This window comes from Nonomuraea sp. WAC 01424, assembly GCF_003947315.1.
Classification (GTDB): Bacteria; Actinomycetota; Actinomycetes; order Streptosporangiales; family Streptosporangiaceae; genus Nonomuraea; species Nonomuraea spiralis.
Genome location: NZ_QHHZ01000015.1, coordinates 163,811 through 179,777, shown reverse-complemented (window position 1 = coordinate 179,777; position 15,967 = coordinate 163,811). Strand labels below are relative to the sequence as shown.

The 15,967-nt window shown below is 71.6% G+C and carries 16 protein-coding genes; 7 read left to right on the top strand and 9 right to left on the bottom strand.

Translation table 11 applies throughout. The features are described 5' to 3' along the window. Entirely contained in the window at positions 1-696 is a 696-nt protein-coding gene (locus DMB42_RS36305) for a beta-ketoacyl-ACP reductase (RefSeq protein WP_125642500.1), read from the bottom strand. 77 nt (positions 697-773) lie between these two features. Between DMB42_RS36305 and DMB42_RS36300 the strand changes: the two genes are divergently transcribed. Both DMB42_RS36300 and DMB42_RS36295 read left to right on the top strand, forming a co-directional pair. Next, positions 774-2,267, top strand: a complete 1,494-nt coding sequence (locus DMB42_RS36300; RefSeq protein ID WP_125642497.1) for a TldD/PmbA family protein — start codon at positions 774-776, stop codon at positions 2,265-2,267. Positions 2,268-2,281: 14 nt separating this feature from the next. Continuing rightward, positions 2,282-3,640 (top strand): metallopeptidase TldD-related protein, encoded by a 1,359-nt coding sequence (locus DMB42_RS36295; protein WP_221762518.1) that lies wholly within the window; start codon positions 2,282-2,284, stop codon positions 3,638-3,640. Positions 3,641-3,795: 155 nt separating this feature from the next. On the opposite strand, the gene DMB42_RS36290 is transcribed toward DMB42_RS36295, so the two are convergent. Next, complete coding sequence (locus DMB42_RS36290; protein WP_125642491.1) at positions 3,796-4,008, bottom strand: dodecin; 213 nt, start codon at positions 4,006-4,008, stop codon at positions 3,796-3,798. A 99-nt stretch (positions 4,009-4,107) separates the two neighbouring features. Here DMB42_RS36290 and DMB42_RS36285 point away from each other — a divergent pair, with 99 nt between their 5' ends. Further along, positions 4,108-4,422 carry a DUF3099 domain-containing protein gene (locus DMB42_RS36285; RefSeq protein ID WP_125642488.1) on the top strand — a complete coding sequence of 105 codons (315 nt, stop codon included), beginning with the start codon at positions 4,108-4,110 and terminating at the stop codon, positions 4,420-4,422. Between the two features lie 314 nt (positions 4,423-4,736). On the opposite strand, the gene DMB42_RS36280 is transcribed toward DMB42_RS36285, so the two are convergent. From DMB42_RS36280 to DMB42_RS36270, 3 genes are all read right to left on the bottom strand, one after another. Continuing rightward, positions 4,737-5,528, bottom strand: a complete 792-nt coding sequence (locus DMB42_RS36280) for an NTP transferase domain-containing protein (protein ID WP_125642485.1) — start codon at positions 5,526-5,528, stop codon at positions 4,737-4,739. 1 nt (position 5,529) lies between these two features. Then, on the bottom strand, positions 5,530-6,519 hold the full coding sequence (moaA, locus tag DMB42_RS36275) for a GTP 3',8-cyclase MoaA (protein ID WP_125642483.1): 990 nt from the start codon (positions 6,517-6,519) through the stop codon (positions 5,530-5,532). Between the two features lie 140 nt (positions 6,520-6,659). Then, positions 6,660-7,037: a helix-turn-helix domain-containing protein gene (locus DMB42_RS36270; protein WP_125642480.1), complete on the bottom strand. Its 378-nt coding sequence runs from the start codon at positions 7,035-7,037 to the stop codon at positions 6,660-6,662. 117 nt (positions 7,038-7,154) lie between these two features. Here DMB42_RS36270 and DMB42_RS36265 point away from each other — a divergent pair, with 117 nt between their 5' ends. Continuing rightward, positions 7,155-7,808, top strand: coding sequence for an NAD(P)-dependent oxidoreductase (locus tag DMB42_RS36265; RefSeq protein ID WP_185845036.1), 654 nt, complete (start codon positions 7,155-7,157; stop codon positions 7,806-7,808). A 79-nt stretch (positions 7,809-7,887) separates the two neighbouring features. On the opposite strand, the gene DMB42_RS36260 is transcribed toward DMB42_RS36265, so the two are convergent. The 3 genes from DMB42_RS36260 to DMB42_RS36250 all read right to left on the bottom strand — a co-directional run bounded on the left by DMB42_RS36260 (position 7,888) and on the right by DMB42_RS36250 (position 11,554). Beyond that, entirely contained in the window at positions 7,888-8,379 is a 492-nt protein-coding gene (locus DMB42_RS36260) for a hypothetical protein (protein ID WP_125642477.1), read from the bottom strand. A 150-nt stretch (positions 8,380-8,529) separates the two neighbouring features. Then, positions 8,530-9,621: a hypothetical protein gene (locus DMB42_RS36255; RefSeq protein ID WP_125642474.1), complete on the bottom strand. Its 1,092-nt coding sequence runs from the start codon at positions 9,619-9,621 to the stop codon at positions 8,530-8,532. Positions 9,622-9,712: 91 nt separating this feature from the next. Next, on the bottom strand, positions 9,713-11,554 hold the full coding sequence (locus DMB42_RS36250; protein ID WP_125642471.1) for a long-chain fatty acid--CoA ligase: 1,842 nt from the start codon (positions 11,552-11,554) through the stop codon (positions 9,713-9,715). Between the two features lie 147 nt (positions 11,555-11,701). Between DMB42_RS36250 and DMB42_RS36245 the strand changes: the two genes are divergently transcribed. Continuing rightward, positions 11,702-13,192 (top strand): peptide MFS transporter, encoded by a 1,491-nt coding sequence (locus DMB42_RS36245; RefSeq protein WP_125642468.1) that lies wholly within the window; start codon positions 11,702-11,704, stop codon positions 13,190-13,192. 11 nt (positions 13,193-13,203) lie between these two features. Next, on the top strand, positions 13,204-13,821 hold the full coding sequence (locus DMB42_RS36240; protein ID WP_125642465.1) for a trimeric intracellular cation channel family protein: 618 nt from the start codon (positions 13,204-13,206) through the stop codon (positions 13,819-13,821). Positions 13,822-13,825: 4 nt separating this feature from the next. Here DMB42_RS36240 and DMB42_RS36235 read toward each other — a convergent pair whose 3' ends face one another. Further along, on the bottom strand, positions 13,826-15,256 hold the full coding sequence (locus DMB42_RS36235) for a PLP-dependent aminotransferase family protein (RefSeq protein WP_125642462.1): 1,431 nt from the start codon (positions 15,254-15,256) through the stop codon (positions 13,826-13,828). A 63-nt stretch (positions 15,257-15,319) separates the two neighbouring features. On the opposite strand from DMB42_RS36235, the gene DMB42_RS36230 reads away from it, so the two are divergent. Next, entirely contained in the window at positions 15,320-15,922 is a 603-nt protein-coding gene (locus DMB42_RS36230; protein ID WP_125642459.1) for a YitT family protein, read from the top strand. The last annotated feature ends 45 nt before the right edge of the window (positions 15,923-15,967 follow it).

The window sequence follows — 15,967 nt, the reverse complement described above, 5'->3', positions numbered from 1 at the left end:
TCAGTGCCCCATTCCAAGTCCGCCGTCGACCGGGATCACGGCCCCGGTGATGTAAGAGGCGTCGTCCCCGGCCAGGAACCGGACGACGCGCGCGACCTCCGCGGGGGCCGCCTGCCGCCCGAGGGGGATGTTCTTGACGATGGCCTCCTGGTCGAGGCCGGCCGTCATGTCGGTGGCCACGAAACCGGGCGCGACCACGTTGACGGTGATGTTGCGCGAGCCGTACTCGCGGGCCAGGGAACGGGCGAAGCCGACCAGGCCGGCCTTGGAGGCGGCGTAGTTGGACTGGCCCGCCTGGCCGGACAGGCCGACCACGGAGGAGACGAGGATGATGCGGCCGCGCTTGAGCTTCATCATGGGCCTGATGGCGCGCTTGGACACGCGGTAGGCCCCGGTCAGGTTGGCGTCGATGACGTCGGTGAAGGTCTCCTCCTTCATCATCGCCAGCAGGGTGTCCTTGGTGATGCCCGCGTTGGAGACGAGGACCTCGACCGGCCCCTGCTCGGCCTCGACCTTGTCGAAGGCGGCCTCCACCTCGGCCGTGCTGGTGACGTCGCAGCGGACGCCGAACAGGCCCTCCGGCGGCTCCCCCGATCGGTAGGTGACCGCGACGGCGTCGCCGGCCGCGGCGAGTTCACGGGCGATCGCGAGGCCTATGCCGCGATTGCCTCCGGTGACGAGTACAGAGCGTGCCATGGCATCTGACGCTATCTCTTACTCGCGAGTATCCCCTTGTCCGGGTGGTACAAGATCACAGGGTTAGGATCGTGGACATGCGCCAGATCGATGCCGATTTCCTGGAGCTGCCGCTGCGGCAGCTCGCGGACGCCGCCTTGCAACGCGCTCGCGACCTGGGCGCCGAGCACGCCGACTTCCGCCTCGAACGGGTCAGGGCCGAGACCCTGAGCCTGTACGACGCCCGCCTCGAAGGCGCCCTCGACGCCGACGACCTGGGATACGCGGTCCGCGTGGTCAAGGGTGGCACATGGGGCTTCGCGGCCGGCATCCACCTGACCCCGCAGGCGGCCGCCGCCGTGGCCGAGCAGGCGGTGCGGGTGGCCGAGGTGAGCGCCCCCATCAACCGGGAGCCCATCGAGCTGGCGCCCGAGCCCGTGCACGGCGAGGCGGTGTGGGTCTCCGACTACGACGTCGACCCGTTCGAGGTGGCCTCGTCCGACAAGGTGGCCCTGCTGGCCGACTGGTCGGCGGGGCTGCTCAAGGGCGCCGACCACGTCTCGGCCCGGCTGCTCCAGGTCAAGGAGCAGAAGTTCTACGCCGACACGGCGGGCACGGTGACCACGCAGCAGCGCGTACGCGTGCATCCGTCGCTCAACGCCATGAAGGCGTACGAGGGCGGCTTCGACGACATGTCCACGATCGCGCCGCCGGTCGGCCGCGGCTACGAGTACCTGACCGGCACGGGCTGGGACTGGGCGGCCGAGCTGGCCCGCCTGCCGGAGCTGCTGGCCGAGAAGCTGGCCGCGCCCTCGGTCGAGGCGGGCGACTACGACCTGGTGGTCGACCCGTCCAACCTGTGGCTGACCATCCACGAGTCGATCGGCCACGCCACCGAGCTCGACCGCGCGCTCGGCTACGAGGCGGCCTACGCCGGCACCAGCTTCGCCACCTTCGACCAACTCGGCGAGCTCGTCTACGGCTCGCCGCTGATGAACGTGACCGGCGACCGCACGGTCACCCACGGCCTGGCCACCGTCGGCTACGACGACGAGGGCGTCCAGGGCCAGAGCTTCGACATCGTCAAGGACGGCGTCCTGGTGGGCTACCAGCTCGACCGGCGGATGGCGCTGATGAAGGGCTTCGGGCGCTCCAACGGGTGCGCGTTCGCCGACTCCCCCGGCCACATGCCGATCCAGCGCATGGCCAACGTGTCGCTGGCCCCCGCGCCAGGCGGGCCCTCCACCGAGGAGCTGATCGCGGGCGTCGAGCGCGGCCTGTACATCGTGGGCGACAAGAGCTGGTCGATCGACATGCAGCGCTACAACTTCCAGTTCACCGGGCAGCGGGCGTACAAGATCTCGCACGGGAAGCTGGCCGGGCAGGTCCGCGACTTCGCCTACCAGGCCACCACGACCGATTTCTGGCAGTCGATGGAGGCGGTCGGCGGGCCGGGCACGTACGTGCTGGGCGGCGCCTTCAACTGCGGCAAGGGGCAGCCGGGGCAGGTCGCGCCGGTGAGCCACGGATGCCCGTCGGCGCTGTTCAGAGGCGTGCGCATCCTCAACACCGTGCAGGAGGGCGGGAAGTGACTACTCCGCAGGAGATGGTGGAAAGGGCCCTGGAGCTCTCCGCGAACGACGGCTGCGTGGTGCTGGTGGACGAAGGGTCCACGGCCAACCTGCGCTTCGCGGGCAACACGCTGACCACCAACGGCGTGGCCCGCTCGTCCCGGCTGACCGTGATCTCGGTCGCGGGGCAGGGTGTGGGGGTGGTCTCGCGCTCGGCCGTACGCGCGGACCAGCTCGCCGACGTGGTCGCGGCGGCCGACCGGGCGGCCCGCGAGGCGCAGCCCGCCGAGGACGCCCGCCCGCTCGTCGAGGCCGGCCCCGCGTCGCCCGGCTGGGACGACGCGGTGCGCCCGACCGACATCGGGGTGTTCGAGGGGTTCGCGCCTGCGCTCGGCGAGGCGTTCTCGGCCGCCGAGGCCGGCGGCCGGAGGCTCTACGGCTTCGCCGAGCACTCCCTCACCTCGACCTTCCTCGGCACCTCCACCGGCGTGCGGCTGCGGCACGACCAGCCGACCGGCCGCCTGGAGCTCAACGCCAAGTCCGCCGACCTCAAGCGTTCGGCCTGGACCGGCGTGTCCACCCCCGGCTTCACCGACGTCGACGTCGCCGCGCTCGACTCCTCGCTGGCCCGGCGCCTCGAATGGGCCAAGACCCGGGTCGACCTGCCCGCCGGCCGCTACGAGACGCTGCTGCCGCCGAGCGCGGTGGCCGATCTGATGATCTACCTGTTCTGGTCGGCGGGGGCCAGGGACGCGCTCGACGGCCGCTCGGTGTTCTCCAAGGCGGGCGGCGGCACGCGGGTGGGCGAGCAGCTGGCCACGCTGCCGATCACGCTGTCCAGCGACCCCGGGGCCGGGGGTGTCTCGTGCGCGCCGTTCGTGACCGCGCACGCCTCCAGCCGGGAGAGCTCGGTGTTCGACAACGGGCTGCCGCTGGCCCCGACCGACTGGATCAGGGACGGCAGGCTGGAGTCGCTGCTGCAGACCCGCTACTCGGCGGAGCTGAGCGGGCTGCCGGTGACGCCGGGCATCGACAACCTCCTCGTGTCGGGCCCGGCGCAGGGCGCGCGTTCGCTGGAGGAGATGATCGCCTCGACGCGGCGCGGGCTGCTGGTCACGTGCCTGTGGTACATCCGCGCGGTCGACCCGCAGACGCTGCTGGTCACGGGGCTCACCCGCGACGGCGTCTATCTGGTCGAGGACGGCGAGGTCGTGGGCGAGGTGAACAACTTCCGCTTCAACGAGAGCCCGGTCGACCTGCTGGGGCGCGTCACGGAGGTGGGGGCGGCCGAGCGCACGCTGCCCCGCGAGTGGAACGACTACTTCCAGCGCACGGTGATGCCGCCGATGCGGGTGCCCGACTTCAACATGTCGACGGTCAGCCAGGCGAGCTGACCCACCGGCGCGCGCCCGCCGCCCGGACGGTCAACGTCCGGCGGCGGGCGTCGTCGTTCCGCCCCGCGCCGGCCCCCAGCGCGCCGCTGGGGCGTGCCGGGGGCGGGCGGGACGTCAGGTGCCGGACAGCCGGCGCCGGGGGCGTCCAGGGACGGTCAGGAGTCCTCCAGGCGGAAGCCCACCTTCATGCCCACCTGGTAGTGCGCGATCTCGCCTCCGTCGAGGTGGCCGCGGATCTCGGTGACCTCGAACCAGTCCAGGTGGCGCAGGGTCTGCGAGGCCCGCTGGAGGCCGTTGCGGATGGCCTGGTCAAGGCTCTCCCCCGACGTGCCGACTATCTCAGTGACCCGATACGTTCGATCCGTCATCTCCCCATCCTCCTTACTCGAAGGCCATGATCGCATGACCCCCGTCACCGTCCGGACGCGTCGTCGCGCCCTGCCTGCCCGAGGTCTACCGTGGAAGGTATGAAGGGGTTGCGGAAGAAGCAGGCCGTTCACCAGGTCACGGACGCCAAGCCGTCGCTGACGGCCGACATCCGCAAGCGTGAGGTGGCCTACCTGATCAAGATGGGCATCCGGACGATCTGCCTGATCCTGGCGGTCGTGGTGCCGGTGCCGTGGCCGTACCGGCTGCTGTTCATCGCCGCGGCCGTATTTTTGCCATACATAGCCGTAATCGGGGCCAATGAGCGGGGTGAGCCCGCTCCGCCGCCGGACTTTCAGTCCCCCGAAGCTAACCAAACCGAGATACCGCTGCATCGACGCGAGATCGGGTCGTGACTAAGTCTTGACGCATCCCATGGGTTGTAGGTGTACGCTTTAGGCAAGCGCTCCGGTCCCCCGTCGGAGTGCTGGTGCCGGCGTTCCGGGCCCCCGTCGGAACGCCGATGAAGCGACGCCGGGTGGTTTGCCCCCGTAACCACCCGGCGTCGCCCTTTTCCTGGCCAGCCCTTTGCCTCGGACGATCAGTCCCACGCTGCGGCCGGAGTCCGATAGGACCGCTTTCCCGAAATCGTTTACACCGCCCTCCTCCTCGTAATTCCCAGGAAATCTGGAGGAAGGGGACGGCTTGACTTCAAGAGTTCGTTCGAGTGTCAGCTGTCAGTCAACGTCTCAGTGGTCGCCTGCTCCCAGTTCTTCGCCAATGTGATCAGTTTCGCCACGGCGTCCTCAGGGGCACTTCCCGCCCCTTGCGCCAGCCCGAGCAGGTACGCGGTCAGCGGCGCGGCGGGCCTGGCCACCCCGTGGGCGACCTCCTTGGTCAGGTCGAGGACCAGGTCGCGGTCCACGCGGGCCGGGTCGACGCCCAGCTCCCGGCAGACCAGCGCGGTCCACTCGGCCAGTACGTTCATGCGAGCCTCCTTCAGATCGTCCATCGTGTCGCAGTCGAACCACGGCCGGCCCGGCAGGGCCAGCCGCGTTCCGGTCAGGGGGCCGAGCAGGCCCTTGAGCGAGCGCCCGGTGTAGGCGTCGAGCGCCGCCCGCAGCTCCGGCGCCGGCCAGACGCCGACGAGCCACTGCTCGCGGCCGTCGTCGTCGACCATGACCGACCCGGCTCCGGGACGGGCCGCCGAAAGCAGCTCGCGTACGTGGTCCGCCGTCAGGAACGGCAGGTCGCCCGCGAGCAGGACCACGCACGGCGCGCCGACCTCGCGCAACCCGGCGGCCAGCGCGGGCACGGGGCCGCCGCCCGGCGGGTCCTCGCGGGTGAAGACGACTCCGGGCAGATCGCGGCGCGGGCCGACGACGACCGTGCGGCGCGCGCCGGACACCGCCGCGACCACACGCTGGACCAGCGGCCGGCCGCCGACGGCGAGACCGGGTTTGTCCGCCCCGCCGAGCCGGCGGGCCGCTCCCCCGGCCAGGATCACCGCGTCGAAGCGCACGCTAGCCGCCGATGGCCGACATCGGCCTGGACGGCTGGAGGAAGGACGGGTCGTCGATGCCGTGGCCGGCGCGCTTGCGGGCCACCGCCGCGATCCACCGCGCGGCCAGCTCGTCGTCGGAGGCGCCGGCGCGCATGGCGCACTTGAGGTCGGACTCCTCGGTCGCGAACAGGCAGTTGCGCACCTGGCCGTCGGCCGTGAGCCTGACCCGGTCGCAGGCGCCGCAGAACGGCCGCGTCACCGAGCCGATCACGCCGACCCGGGCCGGGCCGCCGTCGACCAGGAACCGCTCGGCCGGGGCGCTGCCGCGCTGCTCCAGGTCGTCAGGCGTCAGGTCGAACGCGGCCGACAGGCGCTCCAGGATCTCGTCGGCGGTGATCATGCCCTCGCGGGTCCAGCCGTGCTGGGCGTCGAGCGGCATCTGCTCGATGAAGCGCAGCTCGTAGCCGTGGTCGAGGCAGAAGCGCAGCAGCGGAACGGCCTCGTGGTCGTTGACGTCGCGCATGAGGACGGTGTTGACCTTGACCGGGAGCAGGCCCGCCGCTTCGGCCGCGGCCAGCCCCTCGACGACGTCGGCGTGCCGGTCGCGGTGGGCCAGCCGCTTGAACGTGGCCGGGTCGAGCGTGTCGAGCGAGACGTTGACCCGGTCGAGCCCGGCCTGCGCCAGCGGCCCGGCGAGCTTGGTGAGGCCGATGCCGTTGGTGGTCAGCGACACCTGGGGGCGGGGGGCGAGCGCGGTGGTGCGGGTGACGATGTCGACCAGCTCGCGCCTGAGCAGCGGCTCGCCGCCGGTGTAGCGCACCTCGCTGATGCCGAGCCGCTCGACGCCGACGCGCACCAGCCGGACGATCTCGTCGGCCGTGAGCAGCTCGGCCCTGGGCAGCCAGTCGAGCCCTTCGGGCGGCATGCAGTACGTACAGCGCAGGTTGCACTTGTCCGTGAGGGACACCCGCAGATCAGTCGCCACCCGTCCGAACGAGTCTCGCAACATGGGGCGTCACCTCCTGTCCGTTTTCGCCGCAGATTTCGCCGCAGAGCCAGACTACGACGCCCGTCGCGTGGCTCTCAAAACCGCCTCGCGCCTACGTCCGCGGCAACGCCCCGCGAGAGTCATCGATTCCTCGGCCGCGGTCAGGGGGCGGGGACGGCGTGGGCGGCGTGCCAGGACTCGCGGGCGTCGATGAGCTCGCCCAGGTGCCGTCTGGACCATTCGCAGCCGGCCGCCATGGGGACGAGCAGGCTGCGTCCGAGGGGGGTGAGGGCGTACTCGACGCGGGGCGGGATCTCGTCGTAGGCGGTGCGGGTGAGCAGGCCGTCGCGTTCCATGGCGCGCAGGGACTCGGTGAGCACCTTCGGGGTGATGCCGCGCAGCGGCGCCTGCAGCTCGGTGAAGCGTCTGGGGCCCTGCTCCAGGCAACGGATGATCTTGGCGGTCCACTTGTCGCCGACGCGGACGGGCGTGGCGGGGCCGCAGTCGGCGAACATGTCGGGGTCCAGGGGCTCGGCCATGACGACCATCGTAGGCGGGCGGGGTCGCTTACGTTGCGGGAAGTGACCCCCGGGCGTCTACCGTCTGCCGGGCGCGGCCGGGTTCGCCGGCCGGCCAGGTGAACGAGGTGATCGACGATGAGCAGGATCGTGGTGTTCGGCGCCGGGGGGCGGGCCGGGACGCGGGTGGTGGCCGAGGCCGTACGGCGCGGGCACGAGGTGACGGCCGTGGTGCGCGACCCGGGCCGGTACGCCGGGCCGTCCGGCGACGGCGTGTCGGTGGTCGAGGGGGACGTGACCGATCCGGGGAGCGTGACGCAGGCCGCGGCGGGGCACGACGCCGCCGTTCAGGCGAGCGCCCGGATGGACGTGCCGTCGGCGGAGTTCTACCCGGCGGCGGCGCGGGCGCTGATCGGCGGGCTGGCGCGGGCGGGTGTCGCCAGGCTGGCGGCGCTGGGCATCGGCACCCTGCTGGAGGTCGCGCCGGGGACGCGCCTGGTGGACACGCCGGGTTTCCCGGAGGACGCGCGGGCGTTCTCGCTGGGGCACGCGGCCGAGCTGGAGGTGTTCCAGGAGGAGGGCGGGGCGCTGGACTGGGTGGTGATCGCGCCGCCGCCGGTGGTCCTCGACGACCGGGCGGAGCGGACCGGGGGGCACCGGTTCGGCGGGGGTGAGGTCATGGCCGCCGAGGAGGGCGGGCCGGTGTTCTCGTACGCCGATCTGGCGGTGGCGCTGGTGGACGAGATCGAGCAGCCGCGGCACCACCGGGTCCAGGTCGCCGTGGGCTACTGAGGCCGCCGGACGGGGGCCGGAAGGGGGCCGGACATGACGGAAGCCCGGCCGGGAGGCCGGGCTTCCGGGGTGGTGGCGCTTAGTGGCGCCCGCCGTAGACCTTCACCCAGTCCTTGGCCTCGGAGGGGGCCAGGTACCGGGAGCCCTCGAAGACGGCACGCCAGGTGCCCGAGGTGTAGGCCCGCTCACCGGTGCGGAAGGAGCCGTCACGGCTGGTCCGCACCGACTCGACGTACTCCCACTTGTTGCTGCCGTCGGCCTGGAAGAGGATCTCGACCCGCTTCCAGCCGAGACGGTGCCAGCGCTCGCTGTCCTTGCAGTAGTCGGCGTGGAGCACCGAGACGAACCCGTTGATGTAGTCCTCGTCGCAGGCCACGGACAGCTTGCCCTCGATGGTGACGGGCCTGCCGCGCCGGGCCGGCTCCGGGTTGACGTCGAGCTGGAGGCTCGTACGGCCGCCCGCGAAGTCGGGGTCCGGGTCCGGGTCCGCCAGGGCGGGCGTGGCGGCGGTGGCCACCATGGTGGCGCCCACGGCTGCCGCGGCCAGTGCGGCGGCTAGACGTCGCATCATCAAACAATCCTTCCCCGTCTGGAACGCGCCCCAGGAACGAGGCACGTCAACGCCTAATGACGCCCCACGGTAAAGAAAAGTTGCGACAAGGTTGATCACGATCGGATAACGACAAATACGCCAACGCCAATTGTTAGGCGTTTTATCGCCTTACATGGCGATTTGTCGGGGTTTTGTGGCGTCTGGGGCGTAGTGGGTGTTTCCGGGGAAACGGACGCGCCAGAGGCCTCCCCTGCGGAACGGGACCGTCCGGATGAACGCGCCCGCCGCGTCGGTCGTCGTCTCCCCCACGTCCTCCCAGGTCGCCGAGCCTTCCGCGCGCCACTGGAGCTCCAGCCGCTGCTTGGCGTACGGGCCGAAGTCGATGAAGCCGCGCGGGTCGATTCTCGTCAGCGAGCCGCGCAGCCGTACGCCGGCGGCGGACTTCGGCGATCGTTCCACCCGTACCGACGAGAGCTGGGTGGCCCGGCGGAGCTGGAAGGAGGCGTACTCGGTGACCGTGGCGCCGTTCGCGCCGCCGGCGGTGGCGGTGATGGTCCAGGTGCCGGTCGGGTAGAAGCGGTTCAGTTTCTTGTCGGGCAGGAAACGCCAGGTCTCCCAGTCGCCCGCCATGCGGGCCGGCGGAACCTCCGTCCTGCGCCAGTCCTGCCGCGCCGGGAACGGCTTGGCCGCCGGGGCCCGCTGGAGTTCCAGCTGGGCGCCGACCCCCAGGGACGGCGGCAGTTCCAGCAGCGGGGCCCGCAACAGCGGCGGCGCCTCCGAGGCACCGCCGGGAGCCGGGGCCCCGGGCGCGCCGCTCCCCGAGGTGTCGTACGCGGCGCCCGTCGAGGTCTCGGGCGCGATCCCCGGCTCGGCCTCCTGCGCGGCGTCCGAGGAGGACGGGGGCTCGGGACGGCCGGGAGGCTGGAGGGCGGGATCGGCGGCGGGCGCGTCCGCGACCGGGGGCTTGGCCGACAGCAGCGGGCCGGGCGGGACGCCGGGCTCGACCTTGACGGTGACGCCGTTCTTGCCGCGCGCACCCCGGGCGATGACGTCGATCACGAGGCTCACGGAGTCGTGGGCCCCGACGACCGGGTCCGCGGGCCGTACGGTGATGGCGCGGATGGCGAGCTCGGTCGCGGCGGGATACGCGGGCCGTACGGTGATGGCGCGGATGGCGAGCTCGGTCGCGGCGGGATACGCGGGCACGGGCACCGTGAGCGTCCCCGCCGCGAGCGAGACGAGAAGAAGACTTCTGGTCATGAGCCAGACGCTAGGAACCGCCCGGTCATGACCAGGACCGCGACACGCACCCCTTATGGCAAAGCCACCGGGGCCCGGGGGTCGGCGGGGGTCAGCGCGGCTCGCCGTAGAGGGAGTCGATGACGTCGGCGTACTTGGCGTGGATGACGCGGCGCTTCAGCTTCAGGCTGGGGGTTAGCTCCTCGGTCTCGGCGGTCCACTCGGTGCCGAGCAGGGCCCACCGCTTGACCTGCTGCACCCTGGCCAGCTTGGCGTTGGCGGCCTCGACGGCGGCCGTGACCTCCTTGAGCACGTCGGGGTGCCCGGCCAGTTCGGCGAGTGAGGTGAAGGCGATGCCGCGGGCCCGCGCCCAGCCCGGCGCGGTCTCGCCGTCGAGGGTCAGCACGGCCACCGGGTGGGGGCGGTTGTCGCCGTAGGCGAGGGCCTGGCCGACGAGCAGGTGTTCCTTGAGGTGGTTCTCGATCTCAGCGGGCGAGACGTTCTCGCCGCCCGCCGTGATGATGAGCTCCTTCTTGCGGTCGACGACGCGGTAGAAGCCGTCGTCGTCGACCGTGCCGATGTCGCCGGTGTGCAGCCAGCCCTCGGCGTCGAGCAGTTCGGCGGTGGCCTCGGGGCGGTTGAGGTAGGCGCCGGTGTTGAGCGGGCTGCGGGTGAGGATCTCGCCGTCCTCGGCGATGCGGACCTCGACGCCGGGCTCGGCCCTGCCGACGGTGCCCAGGCGGTAGCAGGAGGGGCTGTTGCCGGTGAACGCGCCGGTGGTCTCGGTCATGCCGTAGACGTCGATGACCTTGAGTCCGAGGCCGGCGTAGAAGTGCTGCACCTCGGCGGGCAGGGGGGCGGCGCCGGTGGCGGTCCATTCGGCGCGGTCGAAGCCGATCATGCCGCGGATGACCGACAGCAGGGACGCGTCCGCCTTGTCGTAGGCGGCCTGGATCTCGGGGGTGATCGTGCCGCCGTACTGGCCGGCCTCGACGTGGGCGGCGCCGGCGGCCATGGCCTCACGTACGGCCGCCTGCTGCTCCTCCGGCTGCGTGGCGAGCACGGCGAGCAGCCGGGCCATCATCTTCTCCCACACGCGCGGCACCCCGAAGAACATCATCGGCCTGACCTGGCCGAGCGTGGCGCCGAGGTTGGCCAGGTCGGTGCAGAAGTGCACGTGCGACATCTTGACCAGTGGGAGGTAGAGGCTGAGGATGCGCTCGGCGATGTGGGCGTAGGTGAGGTAGGAGATCTGGGTGCCGTGGACCGGCAGCGCCGTGAGGCGGTCGGTGGCGGCGACCTCGTAGAAGACGTTGACGTGGGTGAGCGGCACGCCCTTGGGCATGCCGGTGGTGCCGGAGGTGTAGAGCACGGTGACGACGTCGCCGGGGGCGACCTGCCGTGAGCGGGCCTCGACGGCGGCCTCGTCCTCGGCCAGGCGGGCGCGACCCAGGTCGAGGAAGTCGGCCCAGGACATGAAGCGGTCGTCGTCGGGGGCGCCCTCGCGCATGATGATCCGGCGCAGGCCGTCGAGGCGGTCGAGCACCGGCTCCCAGCGGGCCAGCTCGGCCGGGCCGCCGAGCACGGCGAAGCGGGCGCCCACGTCACCGGCCACGAACACGATCTGCTCGGGCGCGAACGTCGAGTAGACCGTGCAGCCCACGCCGCCGGCGTGCACCGCGCCGAGGTCGGCGAGGACGTGTTCGCTCCGGTTGACCATCATGATCGCCACGGCTTCGCCGCGTTCCAGGCCGAGGGCGGCGAAGCCGGCCGCGATCTCCAGGATGCGCCGCCGCGCCTGGCCGTAGGTCAGGGTGGACCAGCCGTCGCCGTCGGGGTCGGAGTAGGCGGGTGCGTCAGGGTGCCGGTCGGCCACCTGCCTGAGCTGTTCGCAGACCGTGCGACCGGCGATCTCGCGCTCGATCCCGGCCCGCACCTCGAGGACTTCGGCCATGGCACCCGCCTCCAGTCAGTAATCACTTGCACAGGTGGCATGCATCGCACCACACCCTCTGGGCAGCGGCAAGACCTTGGCGGGAAACGACGGGCCCGTTCACGTAGAGTGATCGACCAGATGCCGTACGTGTCGCGGGAGGGTGCGATGAGCAAGGGCGGAAGGACCTTCTTCGGGCATCCGTGGGGCCTGGCGACGTTGTTCTCCACCGAGATGTGGGAGCGCTTCAGCTGGTACGGCCTGCGCGCGATCCTGGCCACGTTCATGGCGGCCTCGCCGGCCCACAAGGGCCTCGGCATGTCGCAGGAGACCGCGCAGGCGGTGGTCGGCGTCTACGGCGCGCTGATCTACCTGGTGGCGTTGCCCGGCGGCTGGATCGCCGACCGCATCCTGGGGGCGCGCAGGTCGGTGTTCTGGGGCGGGTTCGTCATCATGCTGGGCCACATCAGCATGGCGATCCCGGTGACGACCTCGTTCTTCGTCTGGCTCGGGCTGCTGCTGATCATCAGCGGCACCGGCCTGCTCAAGCCGAACATCTCGGTCATGGTCGGCCGCCTCTACAACGAGGACGAGGACGGCCGCAGGGACGCCGGCTTCTCCCTGTTCTACCTGGGCATCAACCTGGGCGCCTTCTTCGCGCCCCTGGTCGTCGGCTGGCTGGCCGCCGGCGACCGCTGGCACCTGGGCTTCAGCGCCGCCGCGGTCGGCATGGCCCTCGGCCTCCTCCAGTACGTGTGGGGCGGGCGCAACCTGCGCGGCATCGGCGAGCGGCCCGGCATCCGCCTGACCCCGCCCGAGCGCCGCCGGTTCGGCCGCCTGGCCGGGCTGGGCGCGGCCGTGACGGCCGCGGCGCTCGGCCCGTGGGCGGCCACCGGCATGCTCACGATCGACCGCCTGGCCCTGGCGATCACGATCGTCATCCTGATCGTGCCCGTGGCGTACTTCACCTACATCCTCATGGGCAGCCACAGCCTCACCGGCGAGGAACGCGGCCGGATGAAGGCCTACGTCTGGTTGTTCGTGGCGGCCTCGATCTTCTGGATGATCTACGACCTGGCGCCGAGCAAGCTGCTGTTCTTCGCCGCCGACCACACGCAGTTGTCGTTGTTCGGGTTGCCGATCCAGGCCGCGACGACGCAGTCGTTCAACCCGCTGTTCATCATGATCTTCGTACCGGTGTTCGCGGCGTTGTGGGTGAAGCTGGGGGTGCGGGTGAGCACGCCGCAGAAGTTCGGGTTCGCGCTGGTCATGGTGGGGCTGAGCTTCGTGGTGATGGCGCTGGCCGCCTCGCTGGCGACCGGCGGGCGGGTGTCGGTGTGGTGGCTGGTGCTGGTCTACCTGATCCAGGTGTTCGGCGAGTTGTCGCTGAGCCCGGTCGGGTTGTCGGTGACGACGAAGCTGGCGCCCGAGGCGTTCAAGGGGCAGATGCTGGGGATCTGGTTCATCGCGGTGTCGGTGGGCGACGCGGTCGGCGGGCAGACCGGGCGGCTCAGCCACTACCTGTCCGACCCGGCGTACTACCTGGTGCTGGCGATCATGGCGATCGTGGCCGGGCTGGCGCTGTTCCTGTTCACGCGCAAGCTGCGGGTGCTCATGGCCGAGCACTACCATGCGGCGGCCATGCCTCCGATACGGTAAAAATCTCCATCGTGTCTGAAATCCTCGACCTTGTCGGTATTTTTGTTTTCGCACTGACCGGTGCGCTCATGGGTGTGCGCAAGCGGCTCGACGTGGTCGGGATGGGCGTGCTGGCCGAGATGACCGCGCTCGGCGGCGGCATCGTCCGCGACCTGATTCTCAACGTGCGGCCGGCCGCGTTCCAGAGCCTGGGTTACGTGCTCGTGCCGGTGGCCGCCACGGTGATCGTCTTCTACTGGCATCCGCACGTGGCCCGCGTGATGCCCGTCATCCTCGTGCTCGACGCGGCGGGCCTCGGCCTGTTCTCGGCCGTCGGCACCGCCAAGGCCCTGGAGTACGGCCTCAGCCCCCTGCACGCCACCGTCCTCGGAGTCACGACGGCCGTCGGCGGCGGCGTGATCCGCGACGTGCTGGCCGGCGCGATCCCTACGCTGCTGTACGACCGCCAGCTCTACGCCGTGCCCGCCCTGCTGGGCTCGGCCGTGATGGCGGGCCTGTCGACGGCGGGCCTGCACGGCTGGCCGGCCACGCTGGCGGCGGCGGTGGTGGCCTTCGGGCTGCGCATCACCGCGATGCGCCGCGGCTGGCGGGCCCCGGTCGCCAAGGGCGCCGAGGACCCCGCCGCCTAGGGCCTCACACCATCGGCACGAGGGAGTCGGGCTGCGGGCCCACGCCCGTGGGACCGTGGGCGCGGGCCTGGCAGATGCGGGCGACGGCGTCGGCCACGGTCTCGGGCGGCAGGGTGAACGGCACCCGCAGGTAGCCCTCCAGGGTGCCTTCCAGGCCGAACCAGGGCCCGGGCGCCAGGCGTACGCCATGGGAGGCGGCGGCCTCGGCGAGCGAGGTGGAGGTGTCGCCGTTGAGCCGCAGCCACAACGAGCCGCCCCCGCCCGGCATCGTGTACGTCCACTCCGGCAGGTGCCGGGCCAGCGCGGTGACCAGCGCCGCGCGCGAGGCGCGCAGCCGGCGGCGGCGTTCGGCGCGGGTCTCCTCCAGCCTGTCGAACAGGCGGGCGGTGATCAGTTGCTCCAGGACCGGGCTGGCGATGTCGACGGCCGCGCGGTGGCGGGCCAGCCGCCGGGCCAGGGCCGCGGTGGTGCGGATCCAGCCCATGCGCAGGCCGCCCCACCACAGCTTGGACGCCGAGCCGATGCTGATCACCCGGCTGTCGTTGTCGAAGGCGGCCATGGGCGCGGTGCGCGGCACCTCGTCGATGGCCAGTTCGCTCCAGGTCTCGTCCACCAGCAGGATGGTGTCGTTGCGGCGGGCCGCGCCGGTGACGGCGGCGCGGGTGGCGTCGTCCATTAGGGCGCCGGTGGGGTTGTGGAAGTCGGGCATGAGGTAGGCCAGGCGGGCGCCCGACTGCCGCATGGCGGCCGACATCAGGTCGGGCTGCCAGCCCTCGTTCGAGATGCCGAAGGGCACGATCCGGGCGCCGTGCCGGCGGGCCACGTCGATGGCGTGCGGGTAGGTCGGCGACTCGACCATGACGGCCTCGCCCGGCCTGATCAGCAGGCCGGCGACGAGCTGGATGGCGTGCTGGGAGCCGGTGGTGACGACGATCTGCTCGGGCCTGGTGGCCAGGCCGCGCTCGGTGTAGCGGGCGGCGATCCGTTCGCGCAGGACCGGCAGGCCCATGGGGTCGTAGCCGTTGCCCATGCCGTACCTGGGCAGGTCGTCCACGGCCTCGGTCATGGCCTCGCGCAGCGCGGACGGCGCGGACGGGGCGGCGCAGTGGAGCTGGATCAGGCCGTCGTCGCCGGTGCTGAGCCACGGGTTCTCGCCGGCGGTGGCCGGGTCGGGCAGGGTCGTCCAGCTGCCCGAGCCCTGCCTGCTCTCCAGGTAGCCGCGCTCGCGCAGCAGGTCGTAGGCCGAGGTGACGGTCGTACGGCTGACGCCCAGGGTCTCGGCCAGGTGGCGTTCGGCGGGCATGCGGACGCGTACCGGGATCTGGCCGTCCATGATGAGCGCGCGTACGCCGTCGGCGAGGGCGCGGTAGTACGGCCGGGCGGCCGGATCGATGTCGGCCAGCCGGGCCACTTGTCCTGCCGACAAATGCCTCATAAGGCCACTTTCCCTGATTGGCCCTGTTTTGACAACTTCACTGCATGCCACTGTGGGGCCATCATGAGTGAAGCAAGCCTCCCACGCCCGGGTTCCCTGCCCGCCCGGCTCGTACGTCTCTATGGTGGCCTGGCCCTGTACGGAGCCGGCATCGGCCTCCAGGTCGAGTCCGGGCTCGGCAACGACCCCTGGGACGTCTTCCACCAGGGACTGGCGCTCAGGGCGGGCGTGTCCATCGGCACGGTCATCATCGGCGTGGGCGCCCTGGTCATGCTGCTGTGGATCCCGCTGCGCCAGCGGCCCGGCCTCGGCACGATCAGCAACGTCGTGTTCCTCGGCCTGTTCGCCGACGCCGCGATCTTCGTCCTGCCCACGCCGTCGCACCTGGCCCTGCAGTCCTTGTACGTGGCGCTCGGCGTCGTCTCGATCGCGCTGGCCACCGTGCTCTACATCGGCGCCGGCCTCGGCCCCGGCCCGCGCGACGGCATCATGACCGGCCTGGTACGACTCGGCCTGTCGGTACGGCTCGGCCGCTTCCTCATCGAGATCACCGTCCTGGCCGCGGGCTGGCTGCTCGGCGGCCAGGTCGGCGTCGGCACCCTCGTCTTCGGCCTGGCCATCGGGCCGCTGACCCAGCTGTTCATGCGCTGGTTCCCCCTGTCGTGATCCGGCGCCGGGCCCGTCCTGACGCGACAGGAGCGGACCCGGCGC

Excerpts from the sequence above, each read along its gene's own strand:
- DMB42_RS36305 (WP_125642500.1), bottom strand. The coding sequence starts at position 696 with ATGGCACGCTCTGTACTCGTCACCGGAGGCAATCGCGGCATAGGCCTC.
- DMB42_RS36300 (WP_125642497.1), top strand. The coding sequence starts at position 774 with ATGCGCCAGATCGATGCCGATTTCCTGGAGCTGCCGCTGCGGCAGCTC.
- DMB42_RS36295 (WP_221762518.1), top strand. The coding sequence starts at position 2,282 with ATGGTGGAAAGGGCCCTGGAGCTCTCCGCGAACGACGGCTGCGTGGTG.
- DMB42_RS36290 (WP_125642491.1), bottom strand. The coding sequence starts at position 4,008 with ATGACGGATCGAACGTATCGGGTCACTGAGATAGTCGGCACGTCGGGG.
- DMB42_RS36285 (WP_125642488.1), top strand. The coding sequence starts at position 4,108 with ATGAAGGGGTTGCGGAAGAAGCAGGCCGTTCACCAGGTCACGGACGCC.
- moaA (WP_125642483.1), bottom strand. The coding sequence starts at position 6,519 with ATGTTGCGAGACTCGTTCGGACGGGTGGCGACTGATCTGCGGGTGTCC.
- DMB42_RS36270 (WP_125642480.1), bottom strand. The coding sequence starts at position 7,037 with ATGGCCGAGCCCCTGGACCCCGACATGTTCGCCGACTGCGGCCCCGCC.
- DMB42_RS36265 (WP_185845036.1), top strand. The coding sequence starts at position 7,155 with ATGAGCAGGATCGTGGTGTTCGGCGCCGGGGGGCGGGCCGGGACGCGG.
- DMB42_RS36260 (WP_125642477.1), bottom strand. The coding sequence starts at position 8,379 with ATGATGCGACGTCTAGCCGCCGCACTGGCCGCGGCAGCCGTGGGCGCC.
- DMB42_RS36255 (WP_125642474.1), bottom strand. The coding sequence starts at position 9,621 with ATGACCAGAAGTCTTCTTCTCGTCTCGCTCGCGGCGGGGACGCTCACG.
- DMB42_RS36250 (WP_125642471.1), bottom strand. The coding sequence starts at position 11,554 with ATGGCCGAAGTCCTCGAGGTGCGGGCCGGGATCGAGCGCGAGATCGCC.
- DMB42_RS36245 (WP_125642468.1), top strand. The coding sequence starts at position 11,702 with ATGAGCAAGGGCGGAAGGACCTTCTTCGGGCATCCGTGGGGCCTGGCG.
- DMB42_RS36235 (WP_125642462.1), bottom strand. The coding sequence starts at position 15,256 with ATGAGGCATTTGTCGGCAGGACAAGTGGCCCGGCTGGCCGACATCGAT.
- DMB42_RS36230 (WP_125642459.1), top strand. The coding sequence starts at position 15,320 with ATGAGTGAAGCAAGCCTCCCACGCCCGGGTTCCCTGCCCGCCCGGCTC.